The sequence below is a fragment of the Streptomyces sp. NPDC006197 genome (assembly GCF_040613865.1).
Lineage (GTDB): Bacteria > Actinomycetota > Actinomycetes > Streptomycetales > Streptomycetaceae > Streptomyces.
Window position 1 is genome coordinate 1 of the sequence record NZ_JBEXSZ010000073.1, and the last position, 22833, is coordinate 22833.

The window sequence follows — 22833 nt, forward strand, 5'->3', positions numbered from 1 at the left end:
ACGGCCAGGAGGCTGAAGTCGGTGAGGTTGTCGAGCTGTTGGAATGCGGTGGCGTACGTCTGAGCGGTCACCGAGGCAGTGGAGTCGATGCCGGGGCCCCGCGCCCCACTGCCCGTGCCCCCGGCCGCTTCCCCGCCGCGCCCGCCGCAGGGTTCCCCCGGTACGTGCGTGCGTGTGAGCATGAGTCATGACCGACCGTGATCCACTCCGCGACGCCCCGGCCCCCGCCCGCTCGTACGACGCCGTCGTCGTCGGAGGCGGGCACAACGGGCTCGTCGCCGCCGCCTATCTGGCCCGTGCCGGACGCTCCGTCCTCGTCCTGGAGCGGCTCGGCTCCACCGGTGGGGCGGCCGTGTCGACGCGGCCCTTCGCCGGGGTCGACGCCCGCCTCTCCCGGTACTCGTACCTCGTCTCGCTCCTCCCGGAGAAGATCGTGCGGGAGCTCGGACTGCGGTTCGCCGTCCGGAAACGGTCCGTCTCCTCGTACACCCCGAAGGGCGACGGCGGCCTCCTCGTCGGCGGCGGACCCGACCGCACCCGCGCCTCCTTCGCCGCGCTCACCGGCTCCGACCGGGCCTACGAGGCCTGGCAGACCTTCTACGCCCGCACCGGCGAGGCCGCCCGCCGGATCTTCCCCACCCTCACCGAACCCCTCCCCGCCCGCGCCGAGCTGCGCGCCCGCGTCGACGACGCCGACACCTGGCGGATGCTCTTCGAGGAACCCCTCGGCGTCACCGTCGAGAAGGCCTTCGCGGACGACCTCGTCCGGGGCGTGGTCCTCACCGACGCCCTCATCGGCACCTTCGCCGACGCCCACGACCCCACCCTGCTGCAGAACCGCTGCTTCCTGTACCACGTCATCGGCGGCGGAACCGGCGACTGGGACGTGCCCGTCGGCGGCATGGGCGCCCTCACCGACGCCCTCGCGGACGCCGCCCGCGCCGCCGGGGCCCGCATCCTCACCGGCCACGAGGCCACCCGGATCGAGACCGACGGGCACCGCGCCGCGATCACCTACCGCACCGCCGACGGCGAGGGCACCGTCGAGGCCGACCGGGTCCTCGTCAACGCCTCCCCGCAGGAGCTCGCCGCCCTGCTCGGCGAGACGCCCCCGTCCGCCCCGGAGGGCGCCCAGCTCAAGGTCAACATGCTGCTGACCCGGCTGCCGAGGCTCCGCGACCGCTCCGTCGACCCGCGCGAGGCCTTCGCCGGCACCTTCCACATCGCCGAGGGGTACGGGCAGCTGGCCACCGCCCACGCCGAGGCCGCCGCCGGGCGCCTGCCCTCCGCCCCGCCGTCCGAGATCTACTGCCACTCCCTCACCGACCCGACGATCCTCGGCCCGGAACTGGCCGCCACGGGCCACCAGACGCTCACCCTGTTCGGCCTGCACACCCCCGCCCGGCTGTTCGCCGCCGACAACGAGGGCACGCGCGCGAAGCTCCTGGCGGCGACGCTCGCCCAGCTCGACGCCCACCTGGACGAGCCGATCGCCGACTGCCTCGCCCTCGACGCCGAGGGCCGCCCCTGCATCGAGGCGAAGACCCCGCTGGACCTCGAACGCGAACTGCGGCTGCCCGGCGGTCACATCTTCCACCGCGACCTCTCCTTCCCGTACGGGGACGGGGACGCCGGCCGCTGGGGCGTCGAGACCCCGCACGCCAACGTCCTCCTGTGCGGAGCGGGCGCGATCCGCGGCGGGGGAGTGAGCGGCATCCCCGGCCACAACGCGGCGATGGCGGCACTGGGCCGGTGACGGCGGGGTCGCCCCCGACCGGGCCCTCTCCGTTCGGCCCCGTTGACGTCGCCCCCTCCCCGCCTGGGGTGTGAAGCTGATCTGCGAGCGCGCTTAAGAAATCCTCGATGGACCGCAGGCCTCGCGTACGGAAGATTCTCTTCCAGGGATCTTGGGCGCGCAGCCGTGCCCGCACCCCCACATCACAGGACACGCACGTCGGGAGCCGTTGCATTGAAGGCGCTGGTCAAGCTGAAGGCGGAGCCGGGACTCTGGCTCACGGACGTGCCCGAGCCGGAGACAGGCCCGGGGGACGTCCTCATCAAGGTCAAGCGGACCGGCATCTGCGGGACCGACCTGCACATCCGCTCCTGGGACGGCTGGGCGCAGAAGACGATCGCCACGCCGCTGACGATCGGCCACGAGTTCGTCGGCGAGGTCGTCTCCGTCGGCCGTGACGTCGCCGACATCAACGTCGGCGACCTGGTCAGCGGCGAGGGCCACCTCGTCTGCGGCAAGTGCCGCAACTGCCTGGCTGGCCGCCGCCACCTCTGCCGCGCCACCGTCGGCCTCGGCGTCGGCCGGGACGGCGCCTTCGCCGAGTACGTGGCGCTGCCCGCCTCCAACGTGTGGGTGCACCGGGTCGCCGTCGACCTCGACGTCGCCGCGATCTTCGACCCCTTCGGCAACGCCGTGCACACCGCCCTCTCCTTCCCGCTCGTCGGCGAGGACGTCCTCGTCACCGGCGCCGGCCCCATCGGCATCATGGCCGCGGCCGTCGCCAAGCACGCCGGCGCCCGCAACGTCGTCATCACCGACGTCAGCGAGGAGCGCCTCGCCCTGGCGCGCAAGACGGGCGTCAGCCTCGCCCTCAACGTCGCCGAGCAGACCATCGCCGACGGCCAGCGCACCCTCGGGCTCAAGGAGGGCTTCGACGTCGGCCTGGAGATGTCCGGCAACCCGCGCGCGATGCGCGACATGATCGCCAACATGACCCACGGCGGAAAGATCGCCATGCTGGGCCTGCCCAGCGAGGACTTCGCCGTCGACTGGGCGAAGATCGTCACCTCCATGATCACGATCAAGGGCATCTACGGCCGCGAGATGTTCGAGACCTGGTACGCGATGTCGGTGCTCCTGGAGGGCGGCCTCGACCTCAGCCCGGTCATCACCGGCCGCTACGACTTCACCGACTTCGAAGCCGCCTTCGACGACGCGGCCTCCGGCAAGAGCGGCAAGATCATCCTCGACTGGACCACGGGAGCCTGACCCATGTTCGATTCCGTACGCGACTCCGTCCGCGCCACCCTCGAAGAGATCGAGCAGGCCGGGCTGCACAAGCCCGAGCGGGTCATCGGCACCCCCCAGTCCGCGACCGTCGAGGTCACCGCGGGGGGCCGCCCCGGCGAGGTGCTCAACTTCTGCGCCAACAACTACCTGGGCCTCGCCGACCACCCCGAGGTGATCGCCGCCGCCCACGAGGCCCTGGACCGCTGGGGCTACGGCATGGCGTCCGTCCGCTTCATCTGCGGCACGCAGGAGGTCCACAAGGAGCTGGAGGCGCGCCTGTCCTCCTTCCTCGGCCAGGAGGACACGATCCTCTACTCCTCCTGCTTCGACGCCAACGGCGGCGTCTTCGAGACCCTCCTCGGCGCCGAGGACGCCGTCATCTCCGACGCCCTCAACCACGCCTCGATCATCGACGGCATCCGCCTCTCCAAGGCCCGCCGCTTCCGCTACGCCAACCGCGACATGGCCGACCTGGAGCAGCAGCTCAAGGAGGCCACGGAGGGCGGCGCCCGGCGCAAGCTGATCGTCACCGACGGCGTCTTCTCCATGGACGGCTACGTCGCCCCGCTCGACGAGATCTGCGACCTGGCCGAGCGCTACGACGCCATGGTGATGGTCGACGACTCGCACGCGGTCGGCTTCGTCGGCCCCGGCGGCCGCGGCACCCCCGAGCTGCACGGCGTCATGGACCGCGTCGACATCATCACCGGCACCCTCGGCAAGGCCCTCGGCGGCGCCTCCGGCGGTTACGTCGCCGCCCGCGCCGAGATCGTCGCCCTGCTGCGCCAGCGCTCCCGCCCGTACCTCTTCTCGAACACCCTCGCCCCGGTCATCGCCGCCGCCTCCCTGAAGGTCATCGACCTCCTGGAGTCCGCCGGCGACCTGCGCGAGCGCCTGGGCGCCAACACGGCGCTGTTCCGCTCCCGCATGACCGAGGAGGGCTTCGACGTCCTCCCCGGCGACCACGCCATCGCCCCCGTCATGATCGGCGACGCGGCCGAGGCCGGCCGGATGGCCGAGCTGCTCCTGGAGCGCGGCGTGTACGTGATCGGCTTCTCGTACCCCGTGGTGCCGCAGGGCCAGGCCCGCATCCGCGTCCAGCTCTCCGCCGCCCACTCGACGGAGGACGTGAACCGGGCCGTCGACGCCTTCGTCGACGCCCGCGCGGCCCTGCGCGGCTAGGACCCGTCCGACGAGCCCCGCCCGGCACGTGCCGGGCGGGGCTCGCGGCGCCCGGCACCGGCCGGTGTCCGCGGGCTGAGACACTGGGAGCATGATCGAAGCGCGGCGGTTGCACATCCTCCGTGCGGTGGCCGACCACCGCACGGTCACGGCGGCGGCCGCCGCGCTCTACCTCACCCCCTCCGCCGTCTCCCAGCAGCTCGCCGCGCTGGAGCAGGAGACCGGCCACCGCCTGGTGGACCGCAGTGCGCGCGGCGCGCGCCTCACCCCGGCCGGCGAGATCCTGCTCGGCCACGCCAACGCCGTGCTCGCCCAGTTGGAGCGCGCCGAGGCCGAGCTCGCCGCCTACGGCTCCGGCGACGCCGGTACGGTCACGGTCGCCGCGTTCGCCACCGGCATCGGGCTCGTGGTGGCCCCGGCCATCGCGTCCCTCGCCCGGACCGCGCCCGGCATCCGGGTCCGGGTCCGGGACGCGGAGGGCGACGAGAGTCTGCTCATGGTCCTGGACCGGCAGGTGGACGTGGCCGTCGCGGTCGAGTACCGGGGCGCGCCGGGCGAGGACGACGACCGGCTCACCCGCGTCCCGCTCTACGCCGAGCCGTTCGACGCGGTCCTGCCGCCCGGCCACCCCCTGGCGGCCGGCGCACGGGTCGCGCTCGCCGACCTCGCCAAGGACACCTGGATAGGCCAGTCCGAGGGGAACCCCTGCCACGACGTGACCGTCCTGGCCTGCGAGTACGCCGGGTTCACACTGAAACCGGAGCACTCGTCCGACGACTTCCGCGCCGTCGTCGCCCTCGCGGCGGCGTCCGCCGGAGTGGCGCTCGTGCCGCGGTCGGCCCTGCGCGGTATGGAACTCACGGGCGTGGAGGTCCGTCCGATCGAGGGCGTCGCCCCGACCCGCAGGGTCTTCGCCGCCGTCCGGCGCGGCGCGGAGGAGCACCCCCTGATCAGCCCCGTGCTGACCGCCCTGCGCGAGGCGTCCGGAAACGGCGCCTGACGGGCGTCCCGTCGGCCGAAACCCGGAGGCGTACTGGCGGAGGTCCCGTACGCCCCACCAGACTGGGCCCGTGGAAACCATGATCCCTGTCAAGGACGGCGAAGTCTGGGCGGACGACACCGGAGGGGAGGGCCCGCCGCTGGTCCTGCTCCATCCCGGCGTCGGCGACTCCACGGTGTGGGACCCGGTCCTGCCGGCGCTCGTCGCGCGGTACCGGGTGATCCGCTATGACGTGCGCGGCTACGGACGTTCACCCGCGCCCACCGCCGCGTACTCCCCGGTCCGCGACCTGGCCGAGGTCCTCGACCGCTTCGAGATCGAGCGGGCGGTCCTGGTGGGATCCAGCATGGGAGGGGCCACCTCGGTCGACTACGCCTTGGAGGCGCCCGGGCGGGTGGCGGGCCTCGCCCTCTTCGTTCCCGGCGTGTCGGGGTACGAGGGGCTGGACTCGGGCGAGTTCTTCGAGCGCCTCGCACCCCTCGCCGAGGCCGGTGACACGGACGGCATCGTCCGGCTCGGCCTCGCCGCGTGGGGAAAGGCCGGCGGCGGGACCCCCGAGTCCGACCCGGTCGCGGCGGAGCTCTGCCGGGCCGTGCTGCCCGCCTGGTTCAGCAACATCGGCCGCCAGCTCACCGGACCGCCCGCCTTCGACCGGCTCGGGGAGGTCTCCGCGCCGACCCTGCTCGCGCTGGGCGAGCAGGACCGGCCGGAGGTGGTGCGCTGCAACGAGGAGATGGCCGAGCGGATCCCGAACTGCCGTCTCGTCAGGCTGGCCGCCTCCGACCACTACCCGACCCTGCGCGAACCGGAGCACGTCGCCCGGCTGATCGAGGAACTGTACGCCGAGGCGGCCTGATCGCGGACGAACTCCATGGTCGCGCCGCCGAGGCGTGCGCCGAGCCGGGCCGGCTCATCAGGGCGGGCTCAATCGGCGGACCTGGACCAGCCGTTCGCCCCGATCCGCGCCCCGTCCGCCGGCCGCGCCTCGTCGAAGACCGGCAGCCCCGCCGCGTCGAGCAGCCGCAGCCCGTCCACGTACACGCCCCGCCCCACGTACCGCTGGTCGGTGGTGTACCGCCAGCGCAGGAGGGCGTTCGCGCCGGGCAGCGGCGCGGACACGGTGTGCCAGACGCGGCCGGACCAGCCGCCGACCGTGCCCGTCGGGTGCTCGGCGCGGCCGTCGGTGGTGAAGGGCACCGGCCGCCAGGTCGTGCCGCCGTCGGCCGAGGCCTCCAGGGCGACCGGGTCGGTGCCCGGCTCGGTGTCCCACCACAGCGCGCACTCCAGGCGTGCGGCGCCGGGCACATGAGGCAGCGTCAGGGTGGCCGTCGTGGCGCTCGCCATGCCGGAGAACCACGAGGTACGGCCCCGGGCCGGGCGGACGGGGACGGCGCGGGCCAGCCGGTCCGCCGCGGCGACGCGCGGCGCGGAGCCGGAGCGCCAGGAGCGCACCGGGTGCACGGAGTTGCCGAGCACGATCAGGAACGCGTCGGTCGTCGGGTCGAGGACGAGGCTGGTGCCGGTGAAGCCGGTGTGCCCGGCGGTGCGCGGGGTGGCCATGGCGCCCATGTACCAGTGCTGGTAGAGCTCGAAGCCGAGCCCGTGCTCGTCGCCGGGGAAGGCGGTGTTGAAGTCGGTGAACATCAGCTCCACCGACGCGGGGGAGAGGATGCGGGCCCGGCCGTACGCGCCGCCGTTGAGCAGGGTGCGGGCGAGGATCGCGAGGTCCCAGGCGCGGGAGAAGATCCCGGCGTGGCCCGCGACACCGCCGAGGGAGTAGGCGTTCTCGTCGTGGACCTCGCCGTGGACCATGCCCCGGTCGAGGCCGGACCAGGGCGGCCGGGCGTCCTCGGTGGCGGCGATCCCCGGCCGCCAGGAGAGCGGTGGATTGAAACGAGTGCGGTGCATCCCGAGCGGAGTGGTGATCTCGTCGTGGAGCAGGGCATCCAGACCGCGACCGGTGATCTCCTCCAGGATCAGCTGGAGCGAGATCAGGTTCAGATCCGAGTAGAGGTACGCGGAGCCCGGCGGGTTCGCCGGGGTCTCCGCCCACAGCAGCCGCAGCTTCCCCTCCCGCGTCGGCTCCCGGTAGAGCGGGATCCAGGACCGGAACCCGGACGTGTGGGTGAGCAGCTGCCGTACGGTGACGTCCTGCTTCCCGCCGCCGCCGAACTCCGGCAGGTACGCGGTGACCTTCTCCTCCAGCTCCAGCGCCCCGCGCTCGATCTGCTGCACCGCCAGGATCGAGGTGAACAGCTTGGAGACCGACGCCAGGTCGAAGACGGTGTCCTCGGTCATGGGGACCCGCCGCTCCGGCGGCAGCTCGATCCCCGTGTCGGTCTTCTCGTCGTACGCCGCGTACCGCACGGCCGAGCCGATCGCCCGGTGCAGGGCGATGGTCCCGCCCCGCCCGGCGAGCAGGACGGCGCCCGCGTACCACGGGTGCGCGGGGGAGGGTGCGAGGAAGCGCTCGGCGTCCGCGACGAGGCCGTCCAGGTGTGACGCGAGCAGCCCGGCGCGCTCCGCGGAGCCGCGCCGCAGCGTGGTCCGCCGCGCGGACCCGTACGGGACTCCCGTCCCCCGCTCCGGGGAGGCCGCCGCCCCCGGCACCGCACCGATCACCAGCGCACCTCCGAGGGCCAGCACACCGCCGCCGAACGCACGGCGGCTCGGCCCTCCGTCTCGCTTCACATCGTCCGTCATGACCACCCTCTCCCACTCGGGGCGGCGGCGAAACGCCGACGTGCCGCCCGCAAAGAATCTGACGCAGCATCAGAAAATGTCTTCCCTCCGCTGCGCCGCTGCGGCATCCTGCCGCCCATGAAGACGGAGCTGAGTCGCACCCTGGGGATCGAGCACGCCATCTTCGGCTTCACGCCCTTCCCCGCGGTGGCCGCCGCACTCACCAGAGCCGGCGGGTTCGGCGTCCTCGGCGCGGTCCGCTACACCGCGCCCGACGACCTCGCCCGCGACCTCGACTGGATGCAGGAGCACACCGACGGCCTGCCCTACGGCCTCGACGTCGTGATGCCCGCGAAGAAGGCGGTCGAAGGCGTCAGCGAGGCCGAGATCGAGGCCATGATCCCCGAGGAGCACCGGGCGTTCGTCCGCGCCACCCTCGCCAAGCACGGCGTCCCCGAACTGGCCGAGGGCGAGGCCTCCGGCTGGCGGATCACCGGCTGGATGGAGCAGGTCGCCCGCAGCCAGCTCGACGTGGCCTTCGACTACCCGATCAGACTCCTCGCCAACGCCCTCGGATCGCCGCCGCCCGACGTCGTCGCCCGCGCCCACGACCACGGCGTCCTCGTCGCCGCCCTCGCCGGCAGCGCCCGCCACGCCCGCCACCACGCCGACGCCGGCATCGACATCGTCGTCGCCCAGGGGTACGAGGCGGGCGGCCACACCGGCGAGATCGCCTCCATGGTCCTCACCCCCGAGGTCGTCGATGCCGTCTCCCCGCTGCCCGTGCTCACCGCCGGCGGCATCGGCAGCGGCGAGCAGATCGCCGCCGGACTCGCCCTCGGCGCCCAGGGCGTCTGGCTCGGCTCGATCTGGCTCACCACCACCGAGGCCGAGCTGCACTCCCGCGCCCTCACCGACAAGCTCCTCGCCGCCGGCTCCGGCGACACGGTCCGCTCCCGCGCCCTGACCGGCAAGCCCGCCCGCCAGCTCCGCACCGAGTGGACCGACGCCTGGGACGACCCGGCGGGGCCCGGCCCGCTCCCCATGCCCCTCCAGGGACTCCTGGTCGCCGAGGCCGTCTCCCGCATCCAGCGGTACGAGGTCGAGCCGCTCCTCGGCACCCCGGTCGGGCAGATCGTCGGCCGGATGAACTCCGAGCGCAGCGTCCAGCAGGTCGTCGACGACCTCACCCGCGGCTTCGAGAAGGCCGTCGACCGCATCAACCGCATCGCCGGACGGAGCGCCCAGTGAGCAACGGTCCCACCGGAAACCAGCCCCCCACCGGAACCCGGCCCCCCACCGGAACCCGGCCCCCCACCGGAACCCAGCCCCCCACCGGATTCTGGGCCCAGGCCGCCGCCGACCCCGGCCGCACCGTCCTCGTCGCACCCGACGGCGAGGAGTGGTCCGCCGGCCGGCTGCACGCCGAGGCCAACCGGCTCGTCCACGGGCTGCGCGCCGCCGGACTCGAACGCGGCGACGCGTTCGCCGTCGTCCTGCCCAACGGCCCCGAGTTCTTCGCCGCCCATCTCGCCGCCACCCAGGCCGGCTTCTACCTCGTCCCCGTCAACCACCACTTCGTCGGCCCCGAGATCGCCTGGATCGTCGCCGACTCCGGCGCCAAGGTCCTGGTGGCGCACGAGCGCTTCGCCGAGGCGGTCACCCTCGCCGCCGACGAGGCCGGGCTCGCGCCCACCCACCGGTACGCCGTCGGCACCGTCCCCGGCTTCCGCCCGTACGCCGAACTCCTCGACGGACAGGACGGTTCTCCGCCCGCCGACCGCACGCTCGGCTGGGTCATGAACTACACCTCCGGCACCACCGGTCGGCCCCGGGGCATCCGCCGCCCGCTCCCCGGGAAGCTCCCCGAGGAGACCCACCTCGGCGGCTTCCTCGGCATCTTCGGCATCCGGCCCGCCGACGGAAACGTCCATCTCGTCTGCTCGCCGCTCTACCACACGGCCGTGCTCCAGTTCGCGGCCGCCGCCCTGCACATCGGGCACCCGCTCGTCCTCATGGACCGGTGGGCGCCCGAGGAGATGCTCCGGCTGATCGACCGGTACGCGTGCACCCACACCCACATGGTCCCCACCCAGTTCCACCGCCTGCTCGCCCTCCCCGCGGAGGTGCGGGAGCGGTACGACGTCTCCTCCATGCGCCACGCCATCCACGGCGCCGCGCCCTGCCCCGAGCACGTCAAGCGGGCGATGATCGACTGGTGGGGCCGGTGCGTCGAGGAGTACTACGCCGCCAGCGAGGGCGGCGGCGCCTTCGCCACCGCCGAGGAGTGGCTCAAGAGGCCGGGGACCGTCGGCCGGGCCTGGCCCATCAGCGAACTCGCCGTCTTCGACGACGACGGCAAGCGGCTGCCGCCCGGCGAACTCGGCACCGTCTACCTCAAGATGAACACCGGCGGCTTCCAGTACCACAAGGACGAGGCGAAGACCGCGAAGAACCGCATCGGCGACTTCTTCACCGTCGGCGACCTCGGCGTCCTCGACGAGGACGGCTACCTCTTCCTCCGCGACCGCAAGATCGACATGATCATCTCCGGCGGAGTCAACATCTACCCCGCCGAGATCGAGGCGGCGCTGCTCGCCCACCCCGCCGTCGCGGACGCCGCCGCCTTCGGGATCCCGCACGCCGACTGGGGCGAGGAGGTCAAGGCGGTCGTCGAGGCGGCCGAGGGGTACGAGCCCGGGCCCGCGCTCGCCGCCGAGATCCTGGCCCACTGCGGTGACCGCCTCGCCGGCTTCAAACGCCCGAAGTCGGTCGACTTCGTCCCGGCCATGCCCCGCGACCCCAACGGCAAGCTGTACAAGCGCCGCCTCCGCGACCCGTACTGGGAGGGCCGGGAGCGCCCGCTCTAGAGGGTGTCTTGCCGATCAGGCCGGGCTCGCGACGCCTGACACCGCGCCTCGCCGCGTTGTCGTCAGTCGACAACGCTCCGCGTTGCCTCCCTCCTCCGCCTTGCGATCCACGGCGCCAGACGCCGCTCCCTGATCCGGCCTGATCGACAAGACACCCCCTAGTACTCCGGCAGCGGATCGTGCCCCGATCCGGTTCTCCGCCGGCAGGGGCGGGAGGTGCTCCAGGAGCCGGCGGACCTCTGCCGCGGTGAGGGCGACGATGCCGGTGGGGTCGTGCCTCGGCGCGTGACCTCCGGCACCACGCGCCTTCGGGCCGGTCCTCGGGCGGCGGCCGGTCCACCGAGTCGCGCACGGGTCCGTTTCGGATGAATATGTCGAATTATGGACCGAGCTTCGGTATGCCCGGACCCCATGCACCCCGCTCGCGCCGGCAGCCCCGGCGGCACCCTCTGGAGCCCATGGATGTCCGAGCTCATCGTCATCGGTTACGACGGCCTCGCCGCGGCCGAGAAGGCCTTCGGCACGGTGCAGGAGCTGCAGCGCGACCACGTCGTGCGTCTGAACGGGCTCGCGGTCGTCTCGATCGACGCCGACGGCCGGACCCACGTCGACACGTCGAACCGTGTCGTCGGCGTTACGGCCGCCTCGGGCGCCCTGTGGGGAACGATCTTCGGGATCCTCTTCCTGCTGCCCGGCCTCGGCCTCGTGACGGGCGCGGCCCTGGGCGGCCTGGTCGGCAGGCTCGCCAAGTCGGGTGTCGACGACCGGTTCCGCGAGCAGGTGGGAGACCTGCTGAAGCCGGGCTCCGCCGCGGTCGTGCTGATGGCCTCGAAGATCACGGACGACAAGTTCACGGCGGCGATGCGGCCACACGGCGGCACGGTCCTGAAGACCTCCCTCAGCGACCAGGACGAGCGGGCGCTCGCCGAACAGCTCACCGGCGCCCCGTAGCGGCCGGGTGCCTCGTGCGGCCCCGGCTCTTTTCCTGCCGATCGAAAGGTGCGTCCATGTGCCCCGCGTCCAGTACCGGCGCGCTCGCCGAGCGCGCCGGCCCCGCCCGCACCTTGCCGGGCCGCTCGTGACGCCGACCCCCCGCCGCGAGCCGGACGACGCACTGGCGGACGTGAACCGCATCGCCGCCGTACCGCGCCGCTGACGACGGAGCGGGCCGTACGCCACCGGAAGGATCCACCATGCACACCCCATCACCCCGCGGGAACCGGACGGTCCGCGTCCGAGCGGCGGGCGCCGTCGTCGCCGTCGTCGTGACCGCGCTCGGCGCGGCCGCCCTCGTGTCCTGCGGCTCGGACGGGGACGGCGCCGGCGCATCCGCGTCCAGCGAACGCCCCACGGCGCCCGACACCGCCTCGTTCTCCGGTGACCACCCCTCCTCCGTCGCCTCGGCGGCGAAGTCGCGGATCGCGTCCGCCCAGGCCTCGGCGTCGTCCGCGGCGGCCTCGGCCTCCGCGCAGGAGGCGTCACGTCAGGCGTCGGTCGGCGCCGAGCTGGAGCGCTCCCGGCAGGCGGCGGAGAAGGCTCTGAAGGGGGTCGAGGGCAGCGGAAACGCCCTGAACGAGGTCGGGATGACCGGCAAGCCCCGGGCCGACACGAACGGCCTGCTCGCCGTCGTCGTCACCATCACCAACAAGACGAGCGCGAACGCGTCCTACGCCGTCCAGGTCGACTTCCTCGACCCGTCGGGCAAGGTCGTCGAGACCCAGTTCGTCGGTGCCGAGGACCTCGCGCCCGGCGAGCGGCAGCAGCCCCTGGTCATCAGCCGACGGCCCCCCGAGCCGGTGCTCACGCCGCGGCTCACCAAAGCGCAGAGGTACTGAGAAAGGATCACCGCATGTCCGAGCTCATCGTCATCGGCTATGACGACCACAAGGTCGCGACCAAGGCCTTCAAGGTGGTTCAAGCCCTCCGTGACGACCACGTCGTCGAGCTGAAGGGCCTCGCCGTCGTCAGGGTCGACGAGGACGGCGAGACCCATGTGGACACCCCCGCCAAACGCGAGGAGATCGCCCTCTCGGCCACGGCCGGCGCGCTGTGGGGAATGGTCCTCGGCATCCTCGTCCTCACCCCGGGCATCGGGGTGGTGGGCGCGGCCCTCGGAGGCCTCATCGGCAAGCTGACCCAGATGGGCGTCGACAACGGGTTCCGGAAGAAGGTGAGCGAACTCCTCGAGCCCGGTGCGGCGGCCGTCGTGATCATGGCCTCCAAGATCACCGAGGATCGGTTCGCCGCGGCCATGGAGCCCTTCGGCGGAACCGTCCTCAAGACCTCCCTCCCGGAGGAGAGCGAGCGGGAGCTCGCCGAGCAGCTCGCCGGCCCCGCCTCCGAGACGACGGACTGACCCGGGGTCGTACCGCCGCCGGGAACCCTGTCGGCGCGTGCACGGGGCCGCCGACTCCCTTCCGAGGAGTCGGCGGCCCCGTGCGGGCGTCGGGACGCGGTGGGACGGTTCAGAAGTCGACCGCGTCGCGGATCAGCGGGCAGGTCATGCAGTGGCCGCCGCCGCGCCCGCGGCCGAGTTCGGCGCCGACGATGCTGATGACCTCCACCCCCGCCTTGCGCAGCAGGGTGTTGGTCTGGGTGTTGCGGTCGTACGTGAAGACCACACCGGGTTCGAGAGCGACGGCGTTGTTGCCGCTGTCCCACTGCTGGCGCTCGGAGGCGTAGACGTCTCCACCGGTCTCGATCACCTGGAGCCCGGGCAGGCCGAGGCCCTTGGCGACGACGTCGACGAACGAGGCGCTGCCCTCGTCGGAGATCTCGATGCCCGGCGCCCTGTCGCTCGGCGGCGCCGTCCCTGAACAGGGCGGCGGCGACCTGGGTGATGGCCTGGCGCGAGGTGCGTTCGCTCATGCCCATGAGGACGACCCCGTTGCCGACCGGCATGATGTCGCTGCCCTCGAAGGTGGCCTGGCCCCAGTCCTGTTCGGGGTCGCCCCACCAGACGGTCGAGTCCTTGAAATCGGGGTGGAAGGTGTAGACGGCCTTCATGAGGAGCGTCTCCCCATGACGGGCGGGCCAGTACAGCGGGTTGAGGGTGAGTCCGCCGTACAGCCAGCAGGTGGTGTCGCGGGTGTAGAGCGTGTTCGGCAGCGGCGGCATGAGGTACTCGCGTGCCCCGACGCCTTCCCGGGCGAGGGACACGTACCCGGAGCGGAACTCCTCGGGCAGGTCGGCCGTGGACAGTCCGCCGACGAGGAACTCGGCCAGCTCGCGTGGGGCGAGGGAGTCGAGGAACGCGCGGGTGTCGTCGACCAGTCCGAGACCGACCTCGTTGGGCACGATCTTCCGGTCGAGGAGCCAGGACTTCGCCTCGGGGATCGCCATGGTCTCGGCGAGCAGCTGGTGCAGCTCGACGACGTCGACACCGCGCTGGGTGAGCTTGTTGACGAAGTCGGCGTGGTCGCGCTGGGCGTTCTCCACCCACATGACGTCGTCGAAGAGCAGGTCGTCGGAGTTGGTCGGGGTCAGCCGCCGGTGCGCGAGGCCGGGGGCGCAGACCAGGACCTTGCGCAGGCGTCCGACCTCGGAGTGGACGCCGAGCGCGGGCGGGGCGGAGCTGGTCTCGGTGCTTGTCGTGGTCAACCTTTCCGATGGAAGCCGGATGCGTGTTCCGGCGGGTTCAGAGCTCGATCCAGCCGGCGGCGAGGGCGACGACACCGATGACGGCCCTGACGACGAAGACCGCGCAGATGACGGCCTCGACAGGGGAGAAGAGGCGCCGGTTCTGCTCCCGCCTGGCCTTGACGAACAGGAAGGTGGCGGGGGCGTAGAGGAGGAAGGCCGTGTAGAGGGTGGCGACGACGGCGACGACCAGTTCGCGCCGGGTGCCGCGCCCGGCCGCCTGCTCCGCCTGCGGCCGCAGCGCGATCTTCACGGCGAAGGCGGCGGCCAGGAGGAAGGGGATGAGACTCAGGGCGCTCGTCAGGCCGAGGGCGAAGTTGAACGCGTCGTCGGAGAAGGCGGTGACGACCAGCACGATCTGGTTCAGGGACGTCGTCATGAGCAGGGCCGGGACCGGGACGTCGTCGCCGCTGGAGCGTCCGAGGAAGCGGGGCATGTCCTTGTCCTTGGCCGCGACGAACAGCACCTCGGCGGCCATCAGCGTCCAGGCGAGATAGGCGCCGAGTACGGAGACGATCAGGCCGACGCTGACGAAGGCCTTGCCCCAGGTGCCGACGGCGGCCTCCAGGACGCCCGCCATGGAGGGCTGCCGGAGTTCGGCGATCTCGTTCATCGGCAGGATGCCGTACGACACGATGGTCACCGAGGCGAAGATCGCGAAGACGCCGAGGAAGACGAAGACGGTGGCGAGCATGGTGCCGCGGACCTGGTTGAACAGCGAGCCGGCGTAGTCGGCGCCGCCGAAGTTGTCGGCGAAGACGGACGGGTCCAGGTAGAAGAGCGCCAGGACGACGAAGACGATGATGGGGACGAGCTTGGCGACGGTCACGATCCGGTTGATCGCGGTCGCTTCCTTCACTTCCCGGCGGATGAGGAGGAAGAAGCACCAGAGCCCGACGGAGGACAGGACGATCGCGAGGACGGTGTCACCGTCGCCCAGCGCCGGGGCGACGGCACCGAGCGTCGACATGATCAGGACCCAGTAGGTCACGTTGCCGACGCAGGCGCTGGCCCAGTAGCCGAAGGCCGAGAAGAAGCCGAGGTACTCGCCGAAGCCGGCCTTGGCGTACGCGTAGACGCCGGCGCCCAGGTCGGGGCGCCGGACCGCGAGGGTCCGGAAGACGAAGGCGAGCATCAGCATGCCGAGGCCGGCGACCGCCCAGGCGATCAGCGCGCCCGCGACGTCGGTCTCCTGGGCGAACCGCCGCGGCAGGGAGAAGACGCCCGCTCCGACCATGGAGCCGACGACCATGGCGGTGACCGCCGACCGGCCGGGGATCGACTGCGGCCGGGGGACGGCGGCGGCGCCGGCGAGCCCGAACGGCTCCGACCCGGCCGGCCCCGCCGTGCCCGTCGGCCTCCACCGATGCCCCCTGATCGAGGAAGTGACGGACGCCGGTGCTCGACCGCCCGCTGAATCGGCTTCGACATCGCCGCCCACACCCTCTTCGTCGTGGGCAGCGCCACGGCGTTCCGGGAGCACGGCGCGGCGCTCCGGAGCCCTGTCGACGAGGCCCCTCCCACCGGCACCGCCATCCGGGGGCCGGGCACTTCTGCGTGGAGCTCGGCTCCGGCCCCTGGACCCGGCTCAGGACCCGCCGGCACGTGCCGGGCGTCCTGCACATCGAGTACTGCGAGGACTGGCCGGTCTGATCAGCGCTCCGGTGCCAGGGCCGGGAGCAGCTGGGACTCCTCGTAGGCGAAGTGCTCCTCCAGGCTCTTCGCCAGGCGGTCGACCTCGGTGCGCAGGGTCTCCGGGGCGGCGCCGGAGCTCAGCAGGGTCTCCAGTTCGTCGACCGTGCGGGCGACCACCCGGTGCTCGCGGCGCATCCGGTCCAGGGAGTCGGCGAGGTCCGGGAATTGCTGCTCCAGGAGGTCGAAGACGCCGTCCTCGTTGTTGTGGTGGGCGTGGAGCGCGCCGCAGAAGGTGAGGCAGTGGCGGGCGAGCCGGCGCCCGAGCGTCGGCGCCGGGGAGTCCAGGCCCTCGCGGAGCGCGGCGAGTTCGGCGCGGAGCTCGTCGTGGACCTTGACGAGGTGGGCGGCGATCGCCCGGTGCCGGGCCGGGTCCGCGAGGTCCGCGCGGTGCAGGGCGACGACGGGGATGACCCGGTCCGTGCCGGCCTGGTAGGCGGCGAACGCGGGATCCCGGGCGCTCTGCTCCGCGTACAGCCGGTCCCGTTCCTCGCCCTCCGTCACCACCGCCGTGGCCGCGAAGCGTTCGACGGTCCCCTCGGGGGTGCCGAGTTCGACGGTGACGTGCGCGTCGGCGCGGAGGTTGTGGAACCAGGCCGGGTGTTTCGGTCCGCCGGCGTTCGAGGCGAAGACGAGGAGCCGGGCCCCGTCGCGTACGTACACGGCGGGGTTGGTGTGGGGCCGTCCGCTGCGGGCGCCGGTGGTGGTGAGGAGGAGTAAGGATGCGCCTTCGAACATCCCGCCCACGCGGCCGCCGCTGGCGCGGAACTCCTCGATGACCTGCTCATTGAAATCGGACAAGACGGTGCCCTTCGGTAGCATCGATCACGACGGATCTATTTGCTTTGAAAGCAAAGCTAAATCGGAGGCTGCAGAGTGTCAATCGCACACGAGGCCGGCCGGCGCGCCGAAGGACCGGACGTCGACGACGCCGTCCGTACGCTGCTGCTGCTCATGCCCCGGATGGTCGGACGGGTCAAGCGCATCAGGATCCCCGACGAGTTGCAGTCGCTCACCCTCGCCCCTCGCCACCTCTCCCTGCTCGCCTATCTCCTCTTTGACGGACCGCTCGGCGTCAACGAGCTCGCCGCCCGCCTGGAGGTCGCCCCGACCACCGTGAGCCTGATGGTCGGCGACCTCGCCAAGAAGGGGGTCCTGGAGCGGGCGGAGGACCCCGCCGACCGGCGGCGGAAGATCGTCTCCATCGCCGAGGCGCACCGCCCCGCCATCGACGGCTGGCTGGGCCGTAGCGCCGGCGCCTGGCGTGCGGCCCTCGCGCCCCTCGGTCCGGCCGAACGCAGGATGTTCGTCGAGACCCTCGCCGCGTACGAGCGCGGTCTCGCCGACCAGGACGACTGAACGGGGCGACCGAACGAGGCGACCGAACGAGGTGACTGAACGGGGCGACCGAACGGGGCGACTGGGCGAGACGGCCGAGCGAGACGACTGGGCGAAAAGGGCGAAAGGCCCCCTTGTGGCAGGATGTGGATCATGGGTTCGAACACGGCGGCGATGACACGGCAGTGGACCACCTGGGGGCCGGTGGTGGCCGCGCTCGCCCTGGGCGCGGCCTGGGGGCGCGACCTCCCGGGCTTCGCCGTCGGCCTCATCGCGCTCTGCCTCATCGCCGCCGTCCTCGCGGCCGTCCACCACGCCGAGGTGATCGCCCACCGGGTCGGCGAGCCCTTCGGCTCGCTCGTCCTCGCCGTGGCCGTCACCGTCATCGAGGTCGGACTGATCGTCACCCTGATGGCGGGAGGGGGCGAGAAGACCTCGTCCTACGCCCGTGACACCGTCTTCGCCGCCGTGATGATCACCTGCAACGGCATCGTCGGCCTCTCCCTGCTCGTCTCCGCGCTGCGCAACCGGACCGCGGTCTTCAACGCCGAGGGCTCCGGCGGCGCGCTCGCCACCGTCTGCACCCTCGCGACGATGACCCTGGTCCTGCCGACCTTCACCACGAGCCACCAGGGCCCCGAGTTCTCCTCCGCGCAGCTGGCCTTCGCCGCCGTCGCCTCCCTCTGCCTGTACGGGGTGTTCGTCGCCGTACAGACCGTCAGGCACCGGGACTACTTCCTCCCGGTGCCGCGCCCGGGGCGGGAATCGGAGGAGGAACACGCCGACCCGCCGGGCAACCGGGAGACCTGGGCCAGCCTCGGTCTGCTCCTCGTCGCCCTTGTCGCCGTCGTCGGCAACGCCAAGCTGATCTCGCCCACCATCGAGGACGCCGTCGAGTCGGCGGGCCTGCCGAAGGCGGTCGTCGGCGTTGTCATCGCCCTGATGGTGCTGCTGCCCGAGACCCTCGCCGCCGTCCGCGCGGCCCGCAGGGACCGCGTGCAGACCAGCCTCAACCTCGCCTACGGCTCCGCGATCGCCAGCATCGGCCTGACGATCCCGGCGATCGCGCTCGCCTCGGTCTGGCTGTCCGGGCCCCTGGTGCTCGGTCTGGGACCGCTCCACCTGGTCCTGCTCGCCCTCACCGGAGTGGTGAGCGCCCTGACCGTGGTGCCCGGACGGGCCACCCTCCTCCAGGGCGGCGTCCACCTTGCGATCTTCGCCGCCTTCGTCTTCCTGTCGTTCAGCCCGTGACGGGCCCGTTCAGCCCCTGACGACCACCACCCGCAGGCCGGGCGAGCGCAGGATGTCCTTCTCGCAGAACCGGGAGGTCACCCAGCGCTCGCCCGCGAACAGCCGGGTCTGGTCGCTGTAGTGCGGGGACGCCGGGTTCGACGACTGGGAGTACGACAGCAGGGTGCGGGCCACCGGGCACCGGCTGCCGTCCCAGCCCACGGCCTGCACGTGGCTGGTCCCGTGCGCGACCTCCACGTAGCCGCCGCCCGCCGCGTTCCACACGGGCTCGGCCTTGTTCCAGACGCCCAGCGACTCGGTCCCGCCGCTCACGGGGATCCGCTCCCCGTTCCGTACGACGAACTGGTGGGCGCCGAGCGGCGCGTCCAGCGCGATGCCCGCCGCCCGCAGCTCCGCCGCCGCGCCCGCGAGGGCCTTCGCGAACTCGGGCACCCCGGTGTTCAGGGTGTGCGGGGTGCGGACCGGGTCGGCCGCCGAGAACGGCACCTTCCACTGGTCGGCCGGCTTCACCGTGCCCGTGAACCTCCGCCAGAACCGGTCGAAGAGCAGTGCGCCCCGGCTGCCGGTGTCCACCGTCCGGTCCCAGGCCCCGATCACCCGGCAGACCTCCGGGTCCTCCGGCAGCGCCGACGTGCACGCCCCGGCCGCGTCGGCGGCCGCCATGTCACCGGCCGGCGCCCGGTTCGCGAACTGCTGGCGCTGGAGGTCGGCCACCGTGAGCCGGCCCCCGTCCGCCATCGCCGCCACGTCCTCGATCCCGCCCCGGGTGCGCAGCGAGCGCGGCGTCGCGACCGTGCCGAAGATCCGCTCGTAACCGGTCAGCGGCCGGTCGGCGTTGGCCAGCCAGGCGCTGTCGTTGGAGTTCTCCACGTACGGGGCGTCCCGCAGGACCGGCATCCGCGCGGGGCCGAAGACGCCCGGCTGCACCGCGTCCGGGTCGGAGCCGAGCGCGCAGTCCGACCGCGAGCCGTCGAGCACGGCGACCCCCGAGGCCGGGTAGGTGGCCCGGCCGAGCGGGGTGGAGCAGCGCGCGGCGAGTTCGTCGGTGATCCGGGGGAGCACCTGGGACTGGGTGAAGAGGGAGTGCCCCGCCGAGTCCGCCGCGATCGTGTTGACCCAGGGCAGGCCCTGCGTGCGCTCCAGGGCGTCGGCGACGTCCTGCGTGGAGCGGGCCCTGCCGAAGCCGAGCGCGGTGTCGGAGCCCCGCAGGTTGAGCGCGTTGGGGTCGTTCAGCGCGTACGCCGTGGTCGCGGTCCACGGCAGCGGCAGCTGCGCCCCGAGGCCGCCGACGACCGGCCCGTACCGGGTCCACCACTGGGTGCGGGTGACGGGGGCGCCGTCCTTCACGGCCACGGTCACCGCGCGCGGGGTCATCCGCTCCGGCTTCCCGTCCACCAGGTAGGAGGTCGGGTCGCCGGGTGCGAGCGTCAGCTGGTGCAGGTTGAGCGGCACCCCGGTGGCGACGGTGTGGCTCCAGGCGACCTTGTCGTTGAAGCCGATGTTGACGACGGTCGTGCCCAGGAGCGAGGCGCCGGAGACGTTCAGTTCGCCCGGGATGGTCTGCTGCGACTGCCAGAACCGGCGGCCGCCCTGCCAGGGGTAGTGCGGGTTCCCCAGGAGGAGCCCGCGCCCGTTCGCCGTCGTGGCTCCGGAGAACGCGACGGCGTTGGAGCCCATGGTGGCGTTCTCGGGAGCGAACAGCGCACGCGCCGCCTCGGCGGCCCGGTCCGGGTCGGGGACGGTGACGGAGTCGGCAGTGCCGGAGCCGGAGTCGGAGTCGGAATCGGCGGCGATGCCGGATCCGGAACCGGAGTCGGCGGCGGTGCGCCCGGCCGCCGGGGGAGAGGCCGGCGGCCGGGCGGCGGTGATGCCGTCCACGGCCCTGCCCTGTCCGCCGAGCACCGAGACGGCGAAGCCGCGCCGGGCCACGTCGAGCGCGGTCACCGGACGGACCCAGTCGGCGTCCGCGCAGGCCGGATCGGTGACGCGGTTCTTCCGCAGCCAGGCGTTGTAGCCGGCCGCCCAGCCGCGCATCAGCTCCTTCAGGTCCCGGCTCGGCCCGGCCGGCGCCGGGGTGCCGAGCAGGTTTTCGACCGTTCCCGCGTCCTTCACGCCGCGGAAGTACAGGTCGCTGGAGAGGTTCGTGGTGGCGGAGGAGAGCGAGCCGTCGGGGGCGGCGTCCGGGCCGAAGTACCGGGAGCGTTCCCCGTTCACGGTCAGGAAGCCGTCGGCGAGCACGCAGACCTGGTCGGCGGCCTGGGCCCAGCCCGTGCCGAATCCGAGGTTCGCGTAGTCCTTCGCCACGATGTGCGGGATGCCGTACTCGGTGTAGCGGATGACGGCCGACAGGCCCCGGTCGGCGGGGTGACGGTCCCGGCCGCCGGAGTCGGCGGCCGCCGCGCCGGGCAGCGAGGCCGTGACGACGGCGAGGGCCGCGCCGGTGAGCGCCAGGTGTTTCAGACGGGTACGGAGGTGCAAGATGCCTCCCAACGGGCCGATGAGCACTGCGGGTTGGACCATGCACGCAGTTGCCCGCCCCCTTGTCAACATCCCGTTCGGTATCCGAGGTCCGGGCGGACGCGGCGCTCCCGCGCGGTACTTGACCTTCCGTATGCTCCGCGCCGAGGATCACCGCATGGACCGACTCCTCAGCCGTACCGTCGACGGTTGCCTGCGCGCGAGCGCCCGGCGCGTGCCCGACCGGATCGCCGTGCGGTACGCCGACCGGACCTGGACGTACGCGGAGCTGGACGCGGCCGTCTCCACGGCCGCCGCCGTCCTGCGCGAGCCGGAGCACGGGATCGCCCTGCCGGAGTACGCCCGCGTCGCCACGTACGGCCACAACTCGGACGCCTACCTCGTCGCGTTCCTCGCCTGCGCCCGGGCCGGCCTGGTCCACGTGCCGGTCAACCACCACCTGACCGGCGAGGACCTCGCGTACGTCCTGGAGCAGTCGGACAGCTCGCTCGTGCTCGCCGACCCCGCCCTCGCCGACCGGATCCCCGACGGCTTCGCGGTCAAGCCCCTGCGGGACGCGCCCGGTTCACTGCTCGACGTGCTCGCCGAACCGGAGGAGTACCTCACCGACCGCGACGCCCGCGACCTCGCCCAGCTGCTCTACACCTCGGGCACCACCGCGCTCCCCAAGGGCGCGATGATGACCCACCTCGCCCTCGCCCACGAGTACGCGAGCGCGATCGAGGCCCTCGACCTGAGCGAGGACGACCGGCCGGTCCACGCGCTGCCGCTCTACCACTCGGCGCAGATGCACGTCTTCCTGCTGCCCTACCTCGCCGTCGGCGCGGAGAACACGATCGTCGACGGACCCGACCCGGACGTCCTGTTCGACCTGGTCGAGGCGGGCCGCGCCGACAGCCTCTTCGCCCCGCCGACCGTCTGGATCGCCCTCGCCAACCACCCCGACTTCGCCGTCCGCGACCTCTCGGCCCTGCGCAAGGCCTACTACGGGGCCTCGATCATGCCCGTGCCCGTCCTGGAGCGGCTGCGCGCCCGCCTGCCCGGGCTCGCCTTCTACAACTGCTTCGGCCAGTCGGAGATCGGCCCGCTCGCCACGGTCCTCGGCCCCGACGAGCACGAGGGCCGGATGGACTCCTGCGGCCGTCCCGTGCGCCACGTCGAGGCCCGCGTCGTCGGCGAGGACGGGGAGGACGTGCCCGACGGCACCCCCGGGGAGATCGTCTACCGCTCCCCGCAGCTGTGCGAGGGCTACTGGCGCAAGCCCGAGGAGACCAGGGCGGCCTTCCGGGGCGGCTGGTTCCACTCGGGGGACCTCGCGGTCCGCGACGCCGAGGGCTACCTCACGATCGTCGACCGGGTGAAGGACGTCATCAACTCCGGCGGCGTGCTCGTCGCCTCCCGGCAGGTGGAGGACGCGCTCTACACCCACCCTGCCGTCGCCGAGGTGGCCGTCATCGGCCTCCCCGACGAGCGGTGGATCGAGGCGGTCACGGCCGTCGTCGTCCCGCGCGGGGAGGTCACCGAGGCCGAACTCCTCGACCACGCCCGCGAGAAGCTCGCCCACTTCAAGGCGCCGAAGCGCGTCCTCCTCGTGGACGCGCTCCCCCGCAACGCCAGCGGCAAGATCCTCAAGCGGGAGCTGAGGGACCGCTTCGGCGCCTCGTGACACCGTGGGG

The 22833-nt window shown here is 72.8% G+C and carries 18 protein-coding genes and 1 pseudogene; 13 read left to right on the plus strand and 6 right to left on the minus strand.

Annotated features, from left to right (window positions below):
* On the minus strand, positions 1–182 hold a 182-nt coding region (locus ABZ318_RS22525), incomplete at its 3' end, for a hypothetical protein (RefSeq protein ID WP_356904267.1).
* A 5-nt stretch (positions 183–187) separates the two neighbouring features.
* Here ABZ318_RS22525 and ABZ318_RS22530 point away from each other — a divergent pair.
* The 5 genes from ABZ318_RS22530 (at position 188) to ABZ318_RS22550 (ending at position 6063) form a co-directional block, all read left to right on the plus strand.
* On the plus strand, positions 188–1756 hold the full coding sequence (locus tag ABZ318_RS22530; RefSeq protein ID WP_356904268.1) for an NAD(P)/FAD-dependent oxidoreductase: 1569 nt from the start codon (positions 188–190) through the stop codon (positions 1754–1756).
* A gap of 213 nt (positions 1757–1969) precedes the next feature.
* On the plus strand, positions 1970–3004 hold the full coding sequence (gene tdh, locus ABZ318_RS22535; RefSeq protein ID WP_356904269.1) for an L-threonine 3-dehydrogenase: 1035 nt from the start codon (positions 1970–1972) through the stop codon (positions 3002–3004).
* Between the two features lie 3 nt (positions 3005–3007).
* Positions 3008–4207 (plus strand): glycine C-acetyltransferase, encoded by a 1200-nt coding sequence (locus ABZ318_RS22540; RefSeq protein WP_356904270.1) that lies wholly within the window; start codon positions 3008–3010, stop codon positions 4205–4207.
* Positions 4208–4298: 91 nt separating this feature from the next.
* Complete coding sequence (locus ABZ318_RS22545; RefSeq protein WP_356904271.1) at positions 4299–5207, plus strand: LysR family transcriptional regulator; 909 nt, start codon at positions 4299–4301, stop codon at positions 5205–5207.
* Between the two features lie 79 nt (positions 5208–5286).
* Positions 5287–6063: an alpha/beta hydrolase gene (locus tag ABZ318_RS22550; protein WP_356904297.1), complete on the plus strand. Its 777-nt coding sequence runs from the start codon at positions 5287–5289 to the stop codon at positions 6061–6063.
* A gap of 68 nt (positions 6064–6131) precedes the next feature.
* Here ABZ318_RS22550 and ABZ318_RS22555 read toward each other — a convergent pair whose 3' ends face one another.
* Positions 6132–7910, minus strand: coding sequence for a serine hydrolase (locus ABZ318_RS22555; protein ID WP_356904272.1), 1779 nt, complete (start codon positions 7908–7910; stop codon positions 6132–6134).
* 117 nt (positions 7911–8027) lie between these two features.
* Here ABZ318_RS22555 and ABZ318_RS22560 point away from each other — a divergent pair, with 117 nt between their 5' ends.
* From ABZ318_RS22560 to ABZ318_RS22580, 5 genes are all read left to right on the plus strand, one after another.
* Entirely contained in the window at positions 8028–9140 is a 1113-nt protein-coding gene (locus tag ABZ318_RS22560) for a nitronate monooxygenase family protein (RefSeq protein ID WP_356904273.1), read from the plus strand.
* A complete protein-coding gene (locus ABZ318_RS22565; protein ID WP_356904274.1) occupies positions 9137–10759 on the plus strand; it encodes an acyl-CoA synthetase in 1623 nt (540 codons plus the stop codon). Before ABZ318_RS22560 ends, ABZ318_RS22565 begins: the two co-directional genes overlap by 4 nt.
* A 462-nt stretch (positions 10760–11221) precedes the next feature.
* A complete protein-coding gene (locus ABZ318_RS22570) occupies positions 11222–11710 on the plus strand; it encodes a DUF1269 domain-containing protein (protein WP_356904275.1) in 489 nt (162 codons plus the stop codon).
* 242 nt (positions 11711–11952) lie between these two features.
* Entirely contained in the window at positions 11953–12594 is a 642-nt protein-coding gene (locus ABZ318_RS22575; protein WP_356904276.1) for a hypothetical protein, read from the plus strand.
* A 14-nt stretch (positions 12595–12608) separates the two neighbouring features.
* Positions 12609–13115: a DUF1269 domain-containing protein gene (locus ABZ318_RS22580; RefSeq protein ID WP_356904277.1), complete on the plus strand. Its 507-nt coding sequence runs from the start codon at positions 12609–12611 to the stop codon at positions 13113–13115.
* Between the two features lie 109 nt (positions 13116–13224).
* On the opposite strand, the pseudogene ABZ318_RS22585 reads toward ABZ318_RS22580, so the two are convergent.
* The 3 genes and pseudogenes from ABZ318_RS22585 to ABZ318_RS22595 all read right to left on the minus strand — a co-directional run bounded on the left by ABZ318_RS22585 (position 13225) and on the right by ABZ318_RS22595 (position 16912).
* Positions 13225–14359, minus strand: a pseudogene (locus ABZ318_RS22585) (arginine deiminase family protein).
* A gap of 37 nt (positions 14360–14396) precedes the next feature.
* Entirely contained in the window at positions 14397–15677 is a 1281-nt protein-coding gene (locus tag ABZ318_RS22590) for an amino acid permease (RefSeq protein WP_356904298.1), read from the minus strand.
* Between the two features lie 374 nt (positions 15678–16051).
* Complete coding sequence (locus ABZ318_RS22595; RefSeq protein ID WP_356904278.1) at positions 16052–16912, minus strand: nitroreductase/quinone reductase family protein; 861 nt, start codon at positions 16910–16912, stop codon at positions 16052–16054.
* A gap of 132 nt (positions 16913–17044) precedes the next feature.
* Between ABZ318_RS22595 and ABZ318_RS22600 the strand changes: the two genes are divergently transcribed.
* Both ABZ318_RS22600 and ABZ318_RS22605 read left to right on the plus strand, forming a co-directional pair.
* A complete protein-coding gene (locus tag ABZ318_RS22600; protein ID WP_356904299.1) occupies positions 17045–17449 on the plus strand; it encodes a MarR family winged helix-turn-helix transcriptional regulator in 405 nt (134 codons plus the stop codon).
* A gap of 132 nt (positions 17450–17581) precedes the next feature.
* The gene (locus ABZ318_RS22605; RefSeq protein ID WP_356904279.1) at positions 17582–18679 is read left to right on the plus strand and encodes an ionic transporter y4hA; all 1098 of its coding nucleotides are present in this window, start codon (positions 17582–17584) and stop codon (positions 18677–18679) included.
* 9 nt (positions 18680–18688) lie between these two features.
* On the opposite strand, the gene ABZ318_RS22610 is transcribed toward ABZ318_RS22605, so the two are convergent.
* The gene (locus ABZ318_RS22610) at positions 18689–21157 is read right to left on the minus strand and encodes a penicillin acylase family protein (protein ID WP_356904280.1); all 2469 of its coding nucleotides are present in this window, start codon (positions 21155–21157) and stop codon (positions 18689–18691) included.
* Positions 21158–21314: 157 nt separating this feature from the next.
* Between ABZ318_RS22610 and ABZ318_RS22615 the strand changes: the two genes are divergently transcribed.
* A complete protein-coding gene (locus ABZ318_RS22615; RefSeq protein ID WP_356904281.1) occupies positions 21315–22823 on the plus strand; it encodes a fatty acyl-CoA synthetase in 1509 nt (502 codons plus the stop codon).
* Positions 22824–22833: the final 10 nt, after the last annotated feature.